Genomic DNA, 12,880 nt, shown 5'->3' on the forward strand with positions numbered 1-12,880 from the left:
CCTTCTTCATCTTGACACGATTTACTCGTCGTCGGCGTGGGGTAGCCCGATCGCTTCGATGCCGCGCTTGGCCAGCAGGATGCCCGCGCCGTCATACAGGTTGAACAGGGTGTCGACTTCGAGGCGACGCAGCTCCGCCTCTTCCTCCTCGTGGCGCACCACAGCCACGACGCGGCCGCTGAACCCGCTGGCGTTCAGCTTCTCCAGGGCCAGCATGTTCGACTCGTGCTGGGGCATCGCGAGCAAAACCAGATCCACGGTGGCGGCGGCGCGCACGCGGCGCCAGAACTCGCCGTCGGTAGCGTCCTCCTCGAGCACTCGGTAGCCCGCCTCGGTCAGCTCCCGGGCACGCATCTCGTTGCTCTCGACGCCCCACACCAACTGGCCCGAGCGTTGCAGTTGGTCGTAGGCGGCGCGCCGATCCTGCCCATGCCCAAGACGAGCGAGTGCGGCTCACTGAAATCTATGCAGCGGTCGTGGGGGACGGTGCGCTCTGGCGGGTTCTCGGGAAGGAAGCGTTTCATGGCCGACAGCGTGTTGCTGTCGCGCATGTTCAGCAGGGTGGAGGCCACCATGCTGAGGGCCACCGCAAGCGCGATGATGACCAGCCACCGTCGTTGGGAAGGTGACCTGATCATCGGGTCGGATCTACGCTTCGCGCTGGTCACCCTCGATGAGCGTCACACGAAGTACACGATGATGCGGCGGGTCTGTGTCCATGACACCGTCACCGTCACCGACATCCTCACGAGCATGGCCCGAGAGTTACCCGCTTCGCTGTGGCGCTCGTTGACCTGGGACCAGGGCGTCGAGATGGCCGCTCATCACCGGTTCACCGACGAGACCTCCTGCACGGTGTACTTCTGTGATCCCCACTCCCCGTGGCAGCGTCCCACCAACGAGAACAGCAACGGACTCAAGCGTCAGTATTTCCCCAAGGGCACCGACTTCACCCGTGTCACCGACGCAGAAGTCGCCGCGGCCGAGTACGAACTCAACACCCGCCCCCGGAAGGGCTTGGACTACCAGACCCCCGCTGAAAGACTGGCCAAACTAGTTGGTGCTGCACCCACCGAGTGAAACCGCGCCCGCCGGTGTAACGGCGTTTGGTTTCGTTCACCCATCTCATTTGCTCAAGTTGTCCACAGCTCGAGCCCGAAGAGTTCGACGGGAGCCGACGACAACGTCGGCCCAGCGGGGGATCAGTCCTGCGGATCCACGGTGTCGTCGGACGCGAACATCGCGGCAAGGTCCGCCTCGGAGTCCTGGTTGACGAGGAACAGCAGCTCGTCCCCGGCCTCGAAGGCCCGGTCCCGCTCCGGCGGCAGCGGGATGCTGTCACGGATCAGCGCCACTAGCACCACGTCGGCCGGGAGTTCGACGTCTCGGAGCCGTCGCCCAACGAACGTGGAGTCTCCGGGCAGCGTCACCTCGGACAGGTGGGTATCGGACTTGTTGAAGGTGAGGAGCCGGACGAGATCGCCGGTCGACACGGCCTCCTCCACGAGCGCCGACATCAGGCGCGGGGTGGACACGGACACGTCGACGCCCCAGGCCGCGTCGAACATCCATTCGTTCCCGGGATGGTTCACTCGGCCGACCGTGCGGGGGACGCCGAACTCCGTCTTCGCGAGCAGCGAGTGGACCAGATTGGCCTTGTCGTCCCCCGTGGCGGCGATGGCGACGTCGCACTGCTCGAGGTTGGCGTCCTCGAGTGACTGCAGCTCGCAGGCGTCAGCCTGGACCCACTCGGCGCCCGGGACCGAGTCAGGCTTGATGGCGCGCGGGTCACGCTCGATGAGGATGACGTGATGCCCGTTGGCGATGAGTTCACGGGCGATCGATCGGCCGACGTTGCCGGCTCCGGCGATGGCGACTCGCATGACGTCTCCTACGTACGGGCGGGGGGATTGGCGAAGAGGGTCTCGAGCGCATCTGTGCGGTCGGTGTGGCACGCGACGTAGATGAGGTCCCCGTCCTGGAAAACCGTGTCTCGGTCCGGGACGATGCCGCGACCGACCCTGCGCACGAACGGGATGGGGGAGTTGGCAGCCTCCTGCAGCTCGCTGATCTTTCGGCCCACCCAGCCGTTGTGGACGTGAATCTGGAGCAGGCGCGCGGTGCCGGTCGGATCCCGCCACACGGGCTCACTGCCTTCCGGCAGCAGGCGGCGGAGTACCTGGGAGACGGTCCACTTCACCGTCGCGACGGTCGGGATGCCGAGCCGTTCGTACACGGCCGCGCGGCCCTGGTCGTAGATCCGCGCCACGACGTTGTCGACGTGGTAGATCTCGCGCACCACACGGGCGGCGAGGATGTTGGAGTTGTCACCCGAGGAGACAGCCGCGAAAGCGTCCGCTCGTCGGATCTGAGCGTTCTCGAGGACCTCCCGGTCGAAGCCGACTCCCGTGACGGTAAGCCCCTCGAAGTCGGGACCGAGCCTCCTGAAGGAGTCCTTGTCGACGTCAATGATCGCGACGCTGTGGCCGAGCTTCTCCAGGCCCGTGGCGAGCATGGCCCCCACTCGTCCGCAGCCCATGATGACGATGTGCACGTCACCGAACTTAGCACCGCAGGCCTATGACATCGGCCGTTGGCGGGTCTACGGTAGGCGCGTGGGTGTGTTGTCGGCGTTCAAGCGCATGGTGGTCGGTCGGAGGCTGGCCAACGCGCAGTTGGGGCAGACGCTGCTGCCCAAGCGGCTGGCACTGCCGGTCTTCGCGTCCGATGCGCTGAGCTCGGTGGCGTACGCCATCGACGAGATCCTCATTACCTTGTCGCTCGCCGGGATGGTCGGGTTCCTGTTCTCCTGGGAGATCGGCGTGGCCGTCGGTGTGGTGGTCGCGGTCGTCGTCGCGAGTTACCGGCAGACCGTGCACGCCTATCCGAGCGGCGGCGGCGACTACGAGGTGGCGAGCGACAACCTCGGCCGGTTCGCCGGCCTGACGGTGGCCAGCGCGTTGATGGTCGACTACGTCCTCACCGTCGCCGTGTCCGTCTCCGCGGGCATCATCAACGCCAAGGCGATAGCGCCGTTCCTCCAGGGGCACGAGGCCTGGGCGGCCGCCGGAGTCATCGTCGTCATCGCCCTGATCAACCTGCGGGGGGTCCGGGAATCCGGCGCGGCGTTCGCGTGGCCGACCTACATCTTCATGTTCTCGATGCTCTCGATGATCGCCATCGGACTGTTCAGGATCCTGGCGCTGGGGCACGACCTGCAGAGTGAGACGGCCGACCTCATCGTGATGCGGCCCGACGGGATGGAAGAGCTGGCCGGCTGGGCGCTCATTGCCATCCTGGCCAGGGCCTTCTCATCGGGCTGTGCGGCCCTCACCGGGGTCGAGGCCATCAGCAACGGAGTCCCCGCCTTCAAGCCTCCCAAGAGCCGCAACGCCGCCACGGTGCTGGCGATGCTGGGGGCGCTTGCCATCACGATGCTGCTCGGCATCGTGGCGCTCGCCAACCTCACCAGGGTCCACCTCATCGACGAGCTCACCGGGACGTACTACATCAACGAGGCCGGCGAGACCATCAACTCCGCGGCGACGACCGTCATCGGCCAGCTCGGCCGGGTGGTGTTCATGGACTGGTTCCAGCCCGGCTTCTACATCCTCATCACGGCCACGATGCTCGTCCTCTTCCTCGCCGCGAACACCGCCTTCAACGGCTTCCCCTCGCTGGCCTCGATCCTGGCGAAGGACGGCTACCTACCCCGCCAGCTGCACACCCGCGGCGATCGTCTCGCGTACTCCAACGGCATCACGATGCTGGCCATCGCCGCGGCGGCGCTGGTGCTCGTGTTCGACGCCTCGGTGACGGCCCTCATCCAGCTCTACGTCGTCGGGGTGTTCATCTCCTTCACGCTCGGCCAGGTGGGCATGATTCGCTACTGGACCAGGGCGCTGAGCCGCGAGCGGGACAAGAAGGCGCGGGCCAGGATGCAGCGGTCACGGGCCATCAACACGGTTGGTGCCGCCCTGACGGGCACCGTGCTGATCGTCGTGCTGGTGTCGAAGTTCACCCACGGCGCCTACCTCGCCCTCGTCGCGATGGCAGCCGTCTTCGCCTTCATGCTCGCGATCTCCAACCACTACCTGGCGGTAGCCCAGGAGGTGGCGCTGACGCCCGACTCCGACCGGGCGCTGCCCAGCCGGGTCCGGGGCGTCGTCCTCGTGCAGCGCGTCAACCTGCCCACGCTCAAGGCGATCGCGTTCGCCCGCGCCACCCGACCCACGACCCTGGCGGCGGTCACTGTGGCGGTCGACGACGACGAGGTGGAGCGAATCCTCGACGAGTGGGAGAGCGAGGACTTCGGTATCCCGCTGAAGGTCATCGCCTCCCCCTACCGGGAGATCACCGGCCCGTTCATCCGCTACGTGTCAGAACTCCGCACGGAGAACCCCCGCGACGTCGTCAGCGTCTACATCCCCGAGTACGTGGTGGGCCACTGGTGGGAGCAACTCCTCCACAATCAGACCGCGCTCCTGATCAGGACCAGGCTTCATTTCATGCCCGGTGTGATGGTGACCAGCGTGCCCTACCAGCTGCGTTCGTCGGGACGCGCCAAGGCGATCGCGAAGAAGGCGTCCGCTCCGTCGCGAAGGATGGGCCGATGACGATCGAACTGAGTTTGGAGAGGGTCGCGCACGGTGGCTACGTCGTCGGGCGCCACGAGGGCAAAGTCATCTTCGTGACCGGTGGTCTGCCGGGGGAGAGGGTGATCGCGGAGGTCACCGAGCGTGGCCGCAGTTTCGACAGGGGCCACGTCGTCGACGTCCTGGAACCGTCCGTGGGCAGGGTGGAGCCACCCTGCCCCATCGCAGGGCAGTGTGGTGGCTGTGACTGGCAGCACGCCGACCAGGCGACCCAGCTCGGGCTCAAGACCGCCGTCGTCGCCGAGCAACTCCAGCGGCTGGCGGGAATCGAGTGGGACGGTTCGGTCGAGGCCGTGCCGGGCGGCCTCACCGACTGGCGCACGCGCGTGCGCTACGCCGTGACCGACGACGGCAGGGTCGGCTTCCGGGCGCGACGCTCCCACGAGGTCGTGCCGCTCCCGCCCCAGGGTTGCCTGATCGCGGCCGACGGGCCGTCCGTGGAGGAGCTCGACGGCTACGCCAACCTCGGCGAGGACGTGCGCGTGACGGTGGCGGACGGGTCGGTGACGGTCCTGGCCGGGCGCATGGTGGTGGGCCCGGACCCGGTCTTCCAGCGGGTCGGAGGTCGGCGCTACGCGGTCACGGCCGACGGATTCTGGCAGGTCCACCCAGAGGCGGCCGAGACCCTGAGCCGCGCGGTGCTGGACGGGCTGCGGCCACAGCGCGACGAGAGGGCGCTGGACCTCTACTGCGGGGTGGGGTTGTTCGCCGGAGCGCTCGTGGATGCGGGCTGCGTCGTCGTCGGGGCGGAGATGGGGCGCGCTGCAGTGGAGCTCGCACGGCGGAACGTGCGCGAGGCACGATTCGTCACAGGTCCGATCGAGCGCGCCCAGCGGGATCTGCCGGACTGGGCCGATCTCGTGGTGCTGGATCCGCCCCGCAAGGGCGCCGGAGCCTCAGTCGTCAGGGCGATCGCGGAGCGCGAGCCGCGGGCGATCGCCTACGTGGCGTGCGACCCCGCGGCCCTTGCCCGCGATCTCGCCACCTTCGCCCGTGAGGGCTATTCGCCGGTGTCCATCCGGGCGTTCGATCTGTTCCCGATGACCCACCACGTCGAGTGCGTCGCCATCCTCCACCCAGACCACGGGCGGGCATGAGGCCCCCTAGACTGAGGGCCATCAGCGATACCGCCCACCACGCGGGTGCGTGGTATCTTGACATCAAGACAATTGGTGTCACCGCCAAAGAAGGAGAAGGATGAGCGTCAACAGTTTCGGGGCAAAGTCGAACCTCGATGTCAACGGCACCTCGTACGAGATCTACCGGATCGACGCAGTTCCGGGCTCCGAGAAGCTGCCGTTCAGCCTCAAGGTCCTGTTGGAGAACCTGCTACGCACCGAGGACGGTGCGAACATCACCCGCGAGGACATTGAGTTCCTCGGTAACTGGGACCCCGCTGCACAACCCGATCACGAGATCCAGTTCACCCCCGCTCGCGTGATCATGCAGGACTTCACGGGAGTGCCCTGCGTGGTGGACCTCGCGACCATGCGTGAGGCCGTCGTGGCCCTCGGCGGCGATCCCGCGAAGGTCAACCCGCTCTCCCCGGCGGAGATGGTCATCGACCACTCCGTCATCGCCGACGTCTTCGGGATCGCCAACGCGTTCGAGATCAACACCGACATCGAGTACCAGCGCAACCGCGAGCGGTACCAGTTCCTGCGCTGGGGCCAGACCGCGTTCGACGACTTCAAGGTGGTGCCCCCCGGCACCGGCATCGTCCATCAGGTCAACATCGAGCACCTCGCCCGCGTCATCTTCCCCCGTACTGTCGACGGTGTGCTCCAGGCCTACCCCGACACGTGCGTGGGCACCGACTCCCACACCACCATGGTCAACGGCCTCGGCGTCGTGGGCTGGGGCGTCGGCGGCATCGAGGCCGAGGCTGCGATGCTCGGCCAGCCGGTGTCCATGCTCATCCCCCGGGTCGTGGGCTTCAAACTCACCGGCAAACTGCCGGAGGGCACCACGGCGACGGACCTCGTGCTCACGATCACCGAGATGCTGCGCGAGCACAAGGTCGTCGGCAAGTTCGTCGAGTTCTACGGCGACGGGGTGGCGGAGGTGCCGCTGGCGAACCGCGCCACGATCGGCAACATGAGCCCCGAGTACGGCTCCACCATCGCCATCTTCCCCATTGACGAGAAGACCACCGACTACATGCGCCTGACCGGCCGCGACGAGGAGCAGATCGCGCTCGTCGAGGCCTACGCCAAGGAGCAGAGCCTCTGGCACGATCCCTCCGTCGAGCCTGTGTTCTCGGAGTACATCGAGTTGGATCTCTCCACGGTCGTACCGTCCATCGCAGGCCCCAAGCGCCCGCAGGACCGCATCCGTCTCGACGTGTCGAAGACCGCGTTCCACCAGGCGCTCGAGGCTTACGCCGGGAAGCCCGAGAAGACGTACTCGAGCTACGACAAGGAGGTGAAGCAGACCATGGACGCCTCCGACCCGGTCACCACGAACCCCGGCGACACCGACGACTCTCCCGCCCCGCGGCACCTGGGCGAGGGCACCATGCCCGCGCGCGTCGAGAAGAAGGTCCCGGTGACCCTCGAGGACGGCGGGAGCTTCGACCTGGACCACGGCGCAGTCACGATCGCCTCCATCACGTCGTGCACGAACACCTCCAACCCGAGCGTCATGATCGGCGCCGCCCTGGTGGCCAAGAAGGCCGTCGAGAAGGGCCTGACCCGCAAACCCTGGGTGAAGACGTCGCTGGCCCCGGGGTCGCAGGTGGTCACCGACTACTACGAGAAGGCCGGGCTGACCGAGTATCTCGACGCCATCGGGTTCAACCTCGTGGGCTACGGCTGTGTCACCTGCATCGGCAACTCCGGGCCGCTCATCCCCGAGGTCTCGCAGGCCATCAACGACAACGACCTCGCCGTAGCCGCGGTGCTGTCGGGCAACCGCAACTTCGAGGGGCGCATCAACCCTGACGTCAAGTTGAACTACCTGGCGAGCCCCATGCTCGTCATCGTCTACGCTCTCGCGGGCACCATGGACATCGATCTGTTCAACGAGCCCCTTGGACAGGACAAGGACGGCAACGACGTCTTCATGGCCGACATCTGGCCCAGCCAGGCCGAGATCGAGGAGGTCATCGCCGGCTCCATCAGCGCCGAGATGTTCACCTCGCGGTACGCCGACGTCTTCGCCGGCGACGAGCGGTGGCAGAACCTGCCCACGCCCGACGGCGACATCTTCGAGTGGGACGAGGACTCCACGTACGTCCGCAAGCCCCCCTACTTCGAGGGCATGCCGGCGCAGCCCGACGCGGTCACGGACATCTCGGGGGCGCGGGTCCTGCTGAAGCTGGGCGACTCCGTGACGACGGACCACATCTCACCTGCGGGGGCCATCAAAGCGGACTCGCCTGCGGGCAAGTACCTCATCGAGCACGGCGTGGAGCGCGGGGACTTCAACTCCTACGGCTCGCGTCGCGGTAACCACGAGGTCATGATCCGCGGCACCTTCGCGAACATCCGTCTGCGCAACCAGATCGCACCGGGCACCGAAGGTGGCTTCACGCGCGACTTCACGGTCGATGGGGCACCGGTGACCACCGTGTACGACGCGTCGGTCAACTACCAGGCCCAGGGCACCCCGCTCGTCGTGCTGGCGGGCAAGGAGTACGGATCCGGCTCGTCGCGCGACTGGGCGGCGAAGGGCACCGCTCTGCTGGGTGTGCGGTTCGTCATCGCGGAGAGCTACGAGCGGATCCACCGGTCGAACCTCATCGGGATGGGCGTTCTGCCGTTGCAGTTCCCGGAGGGTGAGTCGGCTGACTCGCTCGGCCTGACGGGCGAGGAGGTGTTCTCCGTCGAGGGGGTCACCGAACTCAACGACGGTGTCACCCCGAAGACGATGAAGGTCACCGCGGTGCGGCCCGACGGCAGCGAGGTGTCGTTCGACGCCATCGTTCGCATCGACACGCCGGGGGAGCGCGGCTACTACGTCAACGGCGGCATCATGCAGTACGTGTTGCGGAGTCTCGCCAAGAACTGACCCTTCTGCGGACGGCCCCGGATTGATCCGGGGCCGTCCCTTGTTTTTGTCGTAGGTCCGCAGTTCAATAGAACACATGTTCGACGATGATGTGATCCGCGTGTACGTCCCACCGGGCTGGCCCGGAGTGGTGCGGCCCCCCGGCTCGGAAGGATGGCTCCGATCCGCCGAATCCTTCCTGCTCGACTGCTGCCCGGCCGAGTACCGGGGCTACCAGGTGCTGCGGCGGCACCCCGTGGTGCTCGCCCGGCTGGCACGCGAGTTCGTGGCCTCCCAACTGGTCGCCACCCGTTCCGGGCTGATGGGGCTGCGGGCGGCGCTGTCCGGGGTGGTGGACTCCGCGACGGTCGACCAGGCGGCCCTCGTCCTGCAGCAGGAGGAGGCGCGCCTGGTGAGGGTCGCCCGGGGGGTGGATCTGGTCGAACAGGCGCTGCGTGACGTGCGCTTCACACCGAAGCTGTGAGCGGGCCACTACTATTGAGCGCATGCCGTTGTTGGATTCGATCACGAGCCCGCGTGACCTGCGCGCACTATCGCGTCAGCAGTTGGAGCAGCTCGCTGATGAGATCCGCGCGTTCCTCGTCACCAAGGTGAGCCGCACCGGAGGCCATCTGGGCCCCAACCTGGGCGTCGTCGAACTGACGATGGCGCTGCACCGGGTGTTCGACTCGCCGAACGATCCCATCGTCTTCGACACCGGCCATCAGAGCTACGTCCACAAGATCCTGACCGGGCGGGCCGCGGGCTTCGACGGACTACGCCAGCGCGGCGGGCTCTCCGGGTATCCGGAGCCCGCCGAGTCGGAGCACGACTGGGTGGCCAACTCGCACGCCTCAACCGCGCTCTCGTGGGCGGAGGGTCTGGCCAAGGGCTTCCGGCTGCGGGGGGAGAAGAGAACTGTCGTCGCCGTCGTCGGAGACGGTGCCCTCACCGGTGGCATGGCGTGGGAGGCGCTCAACAACATCGCCGACAACCCCGACCTCCGCCTGGTGATCGTCGTCAACGACAACGGCCGCTCCTATACCCCCACTGTGGGCGGACTGGCCAACCACCTGGCGGGGCTCCGCACCGATCAGCGCTACGAGAAGACACTCAGCCTCATCAAGCGGACGCTGAGGAAGGTGCCGATGTTCGGGCGCCCGGTCTACGACCTCATGCACGGCGTCAAGACGGGCATCAAGGACGTCGTCGCGCCCCAGTCGATGTTCTCCGATCTCGGCATCAAGTACATGGGCCCGCTCGACGGTCACGACATCGCAACCCTCACCAACCACCTCGAGCAGGCGCGCCACTTCGAGGGCCCCGTCATCGTCCACTGCGTGACGCGGAAGGGTCGGGGATTCCTGGCCGCCGAGCAGAACGACCAGGACCGTTTCCACGCCGTCGGTCAGATCAACGAGTTCACCGGTGAGCCCCTCTCCGCTTCGGTGCAGGCCACCTGGACGGATGCGTTCGCGGAAGCCATTGTCCAGCTCGGGCAGCGACGTCAGGACGTGGTGGCCATCACGGCCGCGATGCTTCACCCCACCGGTCTCGGCCGGTTCGCGGCCGCCTTCCCGGATCGCATCTTCGACGTCGGTATCGCGGAACAGCACGCGTTGGTCTCGGCGGCCGGGTTGGCCAAGGCGGGTCTGCATCCCGTCGTGGCGCTCTACGCCACCTTCCTCAACAGAGCCTTCGACCAGGTGCTCATGGATGCGGCCCTGCACCGGGCGGGGGTGACGATCGTGCTCGACCGCGCCGGTATCACGGGCACGGACGGCCCCAGCCACAACGGCATGTGGGACATGTCGCTCATGAGCCTGGTCCCTGGCCTGCGCCTCAGCGCGCCCCGCGACCAGACGCGTCTCGTCGCGGCGCTGGATCAGGCCGTCGACGTGGCGGACGCGGTCACGGTGGTGCGCTACTCCAAGGAGAGGCTGCCCGACGAAATGCCGGCGCTGGCCCACATCGGCGAAGGCATGTCCCGGGTCGACGTGATCCGCCACGCCGAGGAGGCCCGGGTGCTCGTCGTTGCCTACGGGCAGTTCGCCGGGATGGGCCTGGCTGTGGCGGAGCGACTGGACGATCAGGGCGTCACCGCGATGGTCGTCGACCCGCTCTGGGCACTGCCGATCAGCCCGAACCTGGTCGAGCTGGCCCAGGGATTCGATCTGGTGGTGACGATCGAGGACAACCTGGTCGAGGGAGGGCTCGGGCAGCGACTCCGGTCGCGACTGTTCGGCACGGACACGACCGTGTTGAACTTCGGCATCCCCCAGGAGTTCCTCGCTCAGGGTTCCCGCGACGAGGTGCTCGAGGACGTCGGCCTCACCGCGCCGAAGATCGCTCTGGCGGTCCTCGACTCAGTTCTGGCGACGACCGAGCCCGCCGGGGCTCACCTCAACTGACCTCACCGAGCGACGGTCGAGGGATCACTCAGCGCCGAGTGCCTCGTTGATGGCCGGAGCGAGGAAACCGGCCTGCCAGGGACGGGCTCCCAGCGACGTGAGGATCTCCTCGGTCACCGATTCGTGCGCGAAGACCGCCTGCTGCAGCACCGCTGGAGGGGCCACGAGGCTGGGCTGGAGCCCGCCGAGGTCGCAGGCGAGGATGTCGATCGCGGGACGGACCTTGGCCCACCGCGCGGCGGCCTCGGGGTTGATCCTGTCCCATGACTTGGGGTGCGGGAGCCCGTCGCGTGGTGCCCTACGAGGTGGGTACTGCGACTCCGGCATGCGTGCCACCCTGTCGAGGGCTGCCAGCCAGTTGGTGAGATACCGCTGGCCCTGCGACGCACCGAAGGCCGACAGCTGCTGGAGCTCGGCGCGACCGGGCACCTGATCGCGCGCAGCGGTGGCGACGGCCAGGATCGCGGAGTCGTGCAGGATCCAGCCGGGGGGCCGGTCCCGCTTCGCCGCGATCGCGTCGCGCTCCCGCCAGAGTTCCCGGGCCACCGCGTACTGCCTGGGAGTACGCAGCGTGGTGACGCCACTCAAGCGGCGCCAGGGATCGATGCGGGGTTCGGGGGCTCGCGAGAATCGCTCCAGAGTCTCTGCGAACTCCTGACGTGCCCAGTCGAATCGTCGGGCCTGGACTAGTTCTGTTTCGAGCACCTGCGCCAGCTCGATGAGGTAGTCGACGTCGAGCGCGGCGTAGGTCAACCAGGATGGGGGCAGTGGCCGTTTCGACCAGTTGTCCGCGGAATGCGCCTTGCGCAGCTTGACGCCAAGTTCGGCCTCGAGCAACGCTCCGAGACTGGCGCCGGGCTTGGCAAGTAGCCGGGCCGCGAGCTCGGTGTCGAAGATCGCGGGTGGGATGATGCCTACCTCGCGCATGCTCGGAAGATCCTGGCTTGCAGCGTGCACCAGCCAGGTCGCGTCTCCGGTGGCTGCCACCAGCGCCCCGAGTTGGGCCGCGGAGCCGTCCTCGAAGGCGATCGGATCGATCAGCCACGTGCCGGCGCCCTCGCGCCGGATCTGCAACAGATAGGCCTTGGGCCAGTACCGGTGGCCATGCGCGCGCTCGGTGTCGAACGCGACGGGGCCGGTCGCCTCACTCAGGGCGTCGAGGCACGCGTCCAGAGCCGACGGGGTGTCGACGAGATCTCGCAGCGGTTCCCGGCTGCTCTCGACGTAACTCATCAGCGGCGCCCGGTCGGCAGGTGGGCCACCCCGACGGGGTAGGGGGGCTGGCCGGCCACCTGACCCACGAGGTCCTGCCAGGCGGCCAGGTGGGAGGTCAGCGGGTGGTCCTGGTCGAGGGTCGGGGTCCAGGAGGAGCGGAGCTCAACTTCCGCGCGATCCGCGTCGGTCATCTCGCCGAACCCCTTTCCGTACGAGGCTGTCACCGTGCCGGCGAGCGCGCTGGCCACGCAACCGTGGGTCTCGAGCGCCTCCGTGAACCAGGACCACGCCACCTCGGGGAGGAGCGGGTCGGTGACGATGTCCATCTCGACTTCCGCGCGCACGTAGGTGACGAGCCGGAAGGTGCCGGCCCAGGACTCGTTGCCGAGCGGGTCGTGAAGCAGGATCAGGCGCCCCGTCGCCAACGGGTCCTCGGTGTCGTCGAGGGACAGTTCGGCCTCGATAGCCACCGAATGGGGTGCGATCCTCTGGGGCGAGCCGATTTCGTCGACGGTGAAGTGGCGCCGCCACCTCATACCCGACAGTTCCCTCAGCGCTCGGGCGAACGGCTCGGGGGCGATGTTCGTCACGTTGGCTGGCACAGCGCCA

Annotated in this window: 11 protein-coding genes; 6 read left to right on the forward strand and 5 right to left on the reverse strand. The window is 67.5% G+C overall.

Annotation, left to right across the window (positions count from 1 at the left end; translation table 11 throughout):
- Positions 1–21: 21 nt before the first annotated feature.
- On the reverse strand, positions 22–378 hold the full coding sequence (locus RPIT_RS05535) for an NAD-binding protein (protein ID WP_237267863.1): 357 nt from the start codon (positions 376–378) through the stop codon (positions 22–24).
- Between the two features lie 144 nt (positions 379–522).
- Here RPIT_RS05535 and RPIT_RS05540 point away from each other — a divergent pair, with 144 nt between their 5' ends.
- Positions 523–1,080, forward strand: a complete 558-nt coding sequence (locus RPIT_RS05540) for an IS30 family transposase (protein WP_077341415.1) — start codon at positions 523–525, stop codon at positions 1,078–1,080.
- A gap of 122 nt (positions 1,081–1,202) precedes the next feature.
- Here RPIT_RS05540 and RPIT_RS05545 read toward each other — a convergent pair whose 3' ends face one another.
- The gene (locus tag RPIT_RS05545) at positions 1,203–1,883 is read right to left on the reverse strand and encodes a potassium channel family protein (RefSeq protein ID WP_077341417.1); all 681 of its coding nucleotides are present in this window, start codon (positions 1,881–1,883) and stop codon (positions 1,203–1,205) included.
- Between the two features lie 8 nt (positions 1,884–1,891).
- A complete protein-coding gene (locus RPIT_RS05550; RefSeq protein ID WP_176789312.1) occupies positions 1,892–2,539 on the reverse strand; it encodes a potassium channel family protein in 648 nt (215 codons plus the stop codon).
- A 76-nt stretch (positions 2,540–2,615) separates the two neighbouring features.
- Between RPIT_RS05550 and RPIT_RS05555 the strand changes: the two genes are divergently transcribed.
- From RPIT_RS05555 to dxs, 5 genes are all read left to right on the forward strand, one after another.
- Positions 2,616–4,616 carry an APC family permease gene (locus RPIT_RS05555; protein ID WP_077341421.1) on the forward strand — a complete coding sequence of 667 codons (2,001 nt, stop codon included), beginning with the start codon at positions 2,616–2,618 and terminating at the stop codon, positions 4,614–4,616.
- Positions 4,613–5,752, forward strand: coding sequence for a class I SAM-dependent RNA methyltransferase (locus RPIT_RS05560; protein ID WP_077341423.1), 1,140 nt, complete (start codon positions 4,613–4,615; stop codon positions 5,750–5,752). Before RPIT_RS05555 ends, RPIT_RS05560 begins: the two co-directional genes overlap by 4 nt.
- Before the next feature lie 100 nt (positions 5,753–5,852).
- Complete coding sequence (locus tag RPIT_RS05565; RefSeq protein ID WP_077341425.1) at positions 5,853–8,666, forward strand: aconitate hydratase; 2,814 nt, start codon at positions 5,853–5,855, stop codon at positions 8,664–8,666.
- Between the two features lie 76 nt (positions 8,667–8,742).
- Positions 8,743–9,129, forward strand: a complete 387-nt coding sequence (locus RPIT_RS05570) for a hypothetical protein (protein ID WP_077341427.1) — start codon at positions 8,743–8,745, stop codon at positions 9,127–9,129.
- 22 nt (positions 9,130–9,151) lie between these two features.
- Positions 9,152–11,056, forward strand: a complete 1,905-nt coding sequence (gene dxs, locus RPIT_RS05575) for a 1-deoxy-D-xylulose-5-phosphate synthase (RefSeq protein ID WP_077341429.1) — start codon at positions 9,152–9,154, stop codon at positions 11,054–11,056.
- A gap of 24 nt (positions 11,057–11,080) precedes the next feature.
- On the opposite strand, the gene RPIT_RS05580 is transcribed toward dxs, so the two are convergent.
- Together RPIT_RS05580 and RPIT_RS05585 are read right to left on the reverse strand one after the other, a co-directional pair.
- Positions 11,081–12,289, reverse strand: coding sequence for an HRDC domain-containing protein (locus RPIT_RS05580; protein WP_077341431.1), 1,209 nt, complete (start codon positions 12,287–12,289; stop codon positions 11,081–11,083).
- Positions 12,289–12,873, reverse strand: a complete 585-nt coding sequence (locus RPIT_RS05585) for a DUF3000 domain-containing protein (RefSeq protein ID WP_226996346.1) — start codon at positions 12,871–12,873, stop codon at positions 12,289–12,291. The genes RPIT_RS05580 and RPIT_RS05585 overlap by 1 nt, the downstream gene beginning before the upstream one ends.
- Positions 12,874–12,880: the final 7 nt, after the last annotated feature.

The organism is Tessaracoccus flavus, assembly GCF_001997295.1.
GTDB lineage: Bacteria > Actinomycetota > Actinomycetes > Propionibacteriales > Propionibacteriaceae > Arachnia > Arachnia flava.

Bases quoted from the DNA above. Each gene is read 5' to 3' on its own strand.
- RPIT_RS05550 (WP_176789312.1), bottom strand. From the start codon at position 2,539: ATGGGCTGCGGACGAGTGGGGGCCATGCTCGCCACGGGCCTGGAGAAG.
- RPIT_RS05570 (WP_077341427.1), top strand. From the start codon at position 8,743: ATGTTCGACGATGATGTGATCCGCGTGTACGTCCCACCGGGCTGGCCC.
- RPIT_RS05560 (WP_077341423.1), top strand. From the start codon at position 4,613: ATGACGATCGAACTGAGTTTGGAGAGGGTCGCGCACGGTGGCTACGTC.
- dxs (WP_077341429.1), top strand. From the start codon at position 9,152: ATGCCGTTGTTGGATTCGATCACGAGCCCGCGTGACCTGCGCGCACTA.
- RPIT_RS05580 (WP_077341431.1), bottom strand. From the start codon at position 12,289: ATGAGTTACGTCGAGAGCAGCCGGGAACCGCTGCGAGATCTCGTCGAC.
- RPIT_RS05545 (WP_077341417.1), bottom strand. From the start codon at position 1,883: ATGCGAGTCGCCATCGCCGGAGCCGGCAACGTCGGCCGATCGATCGCC.
- RPIT_RS05540 (WP_077341415.1), top strand. From the start codon at position 523: ATGGCCGACAGCGTGTTGCTGTCGCGCATGTTCAGCAGGGTGGAGGCC.
- RPIT_RS05565 (WP_077341425.1), top strand. From the start codon at position 5,853: ATGAGCGTCAACAGTTTCGGGGCAAAGTCGAACCTCGATGTCAACGGC.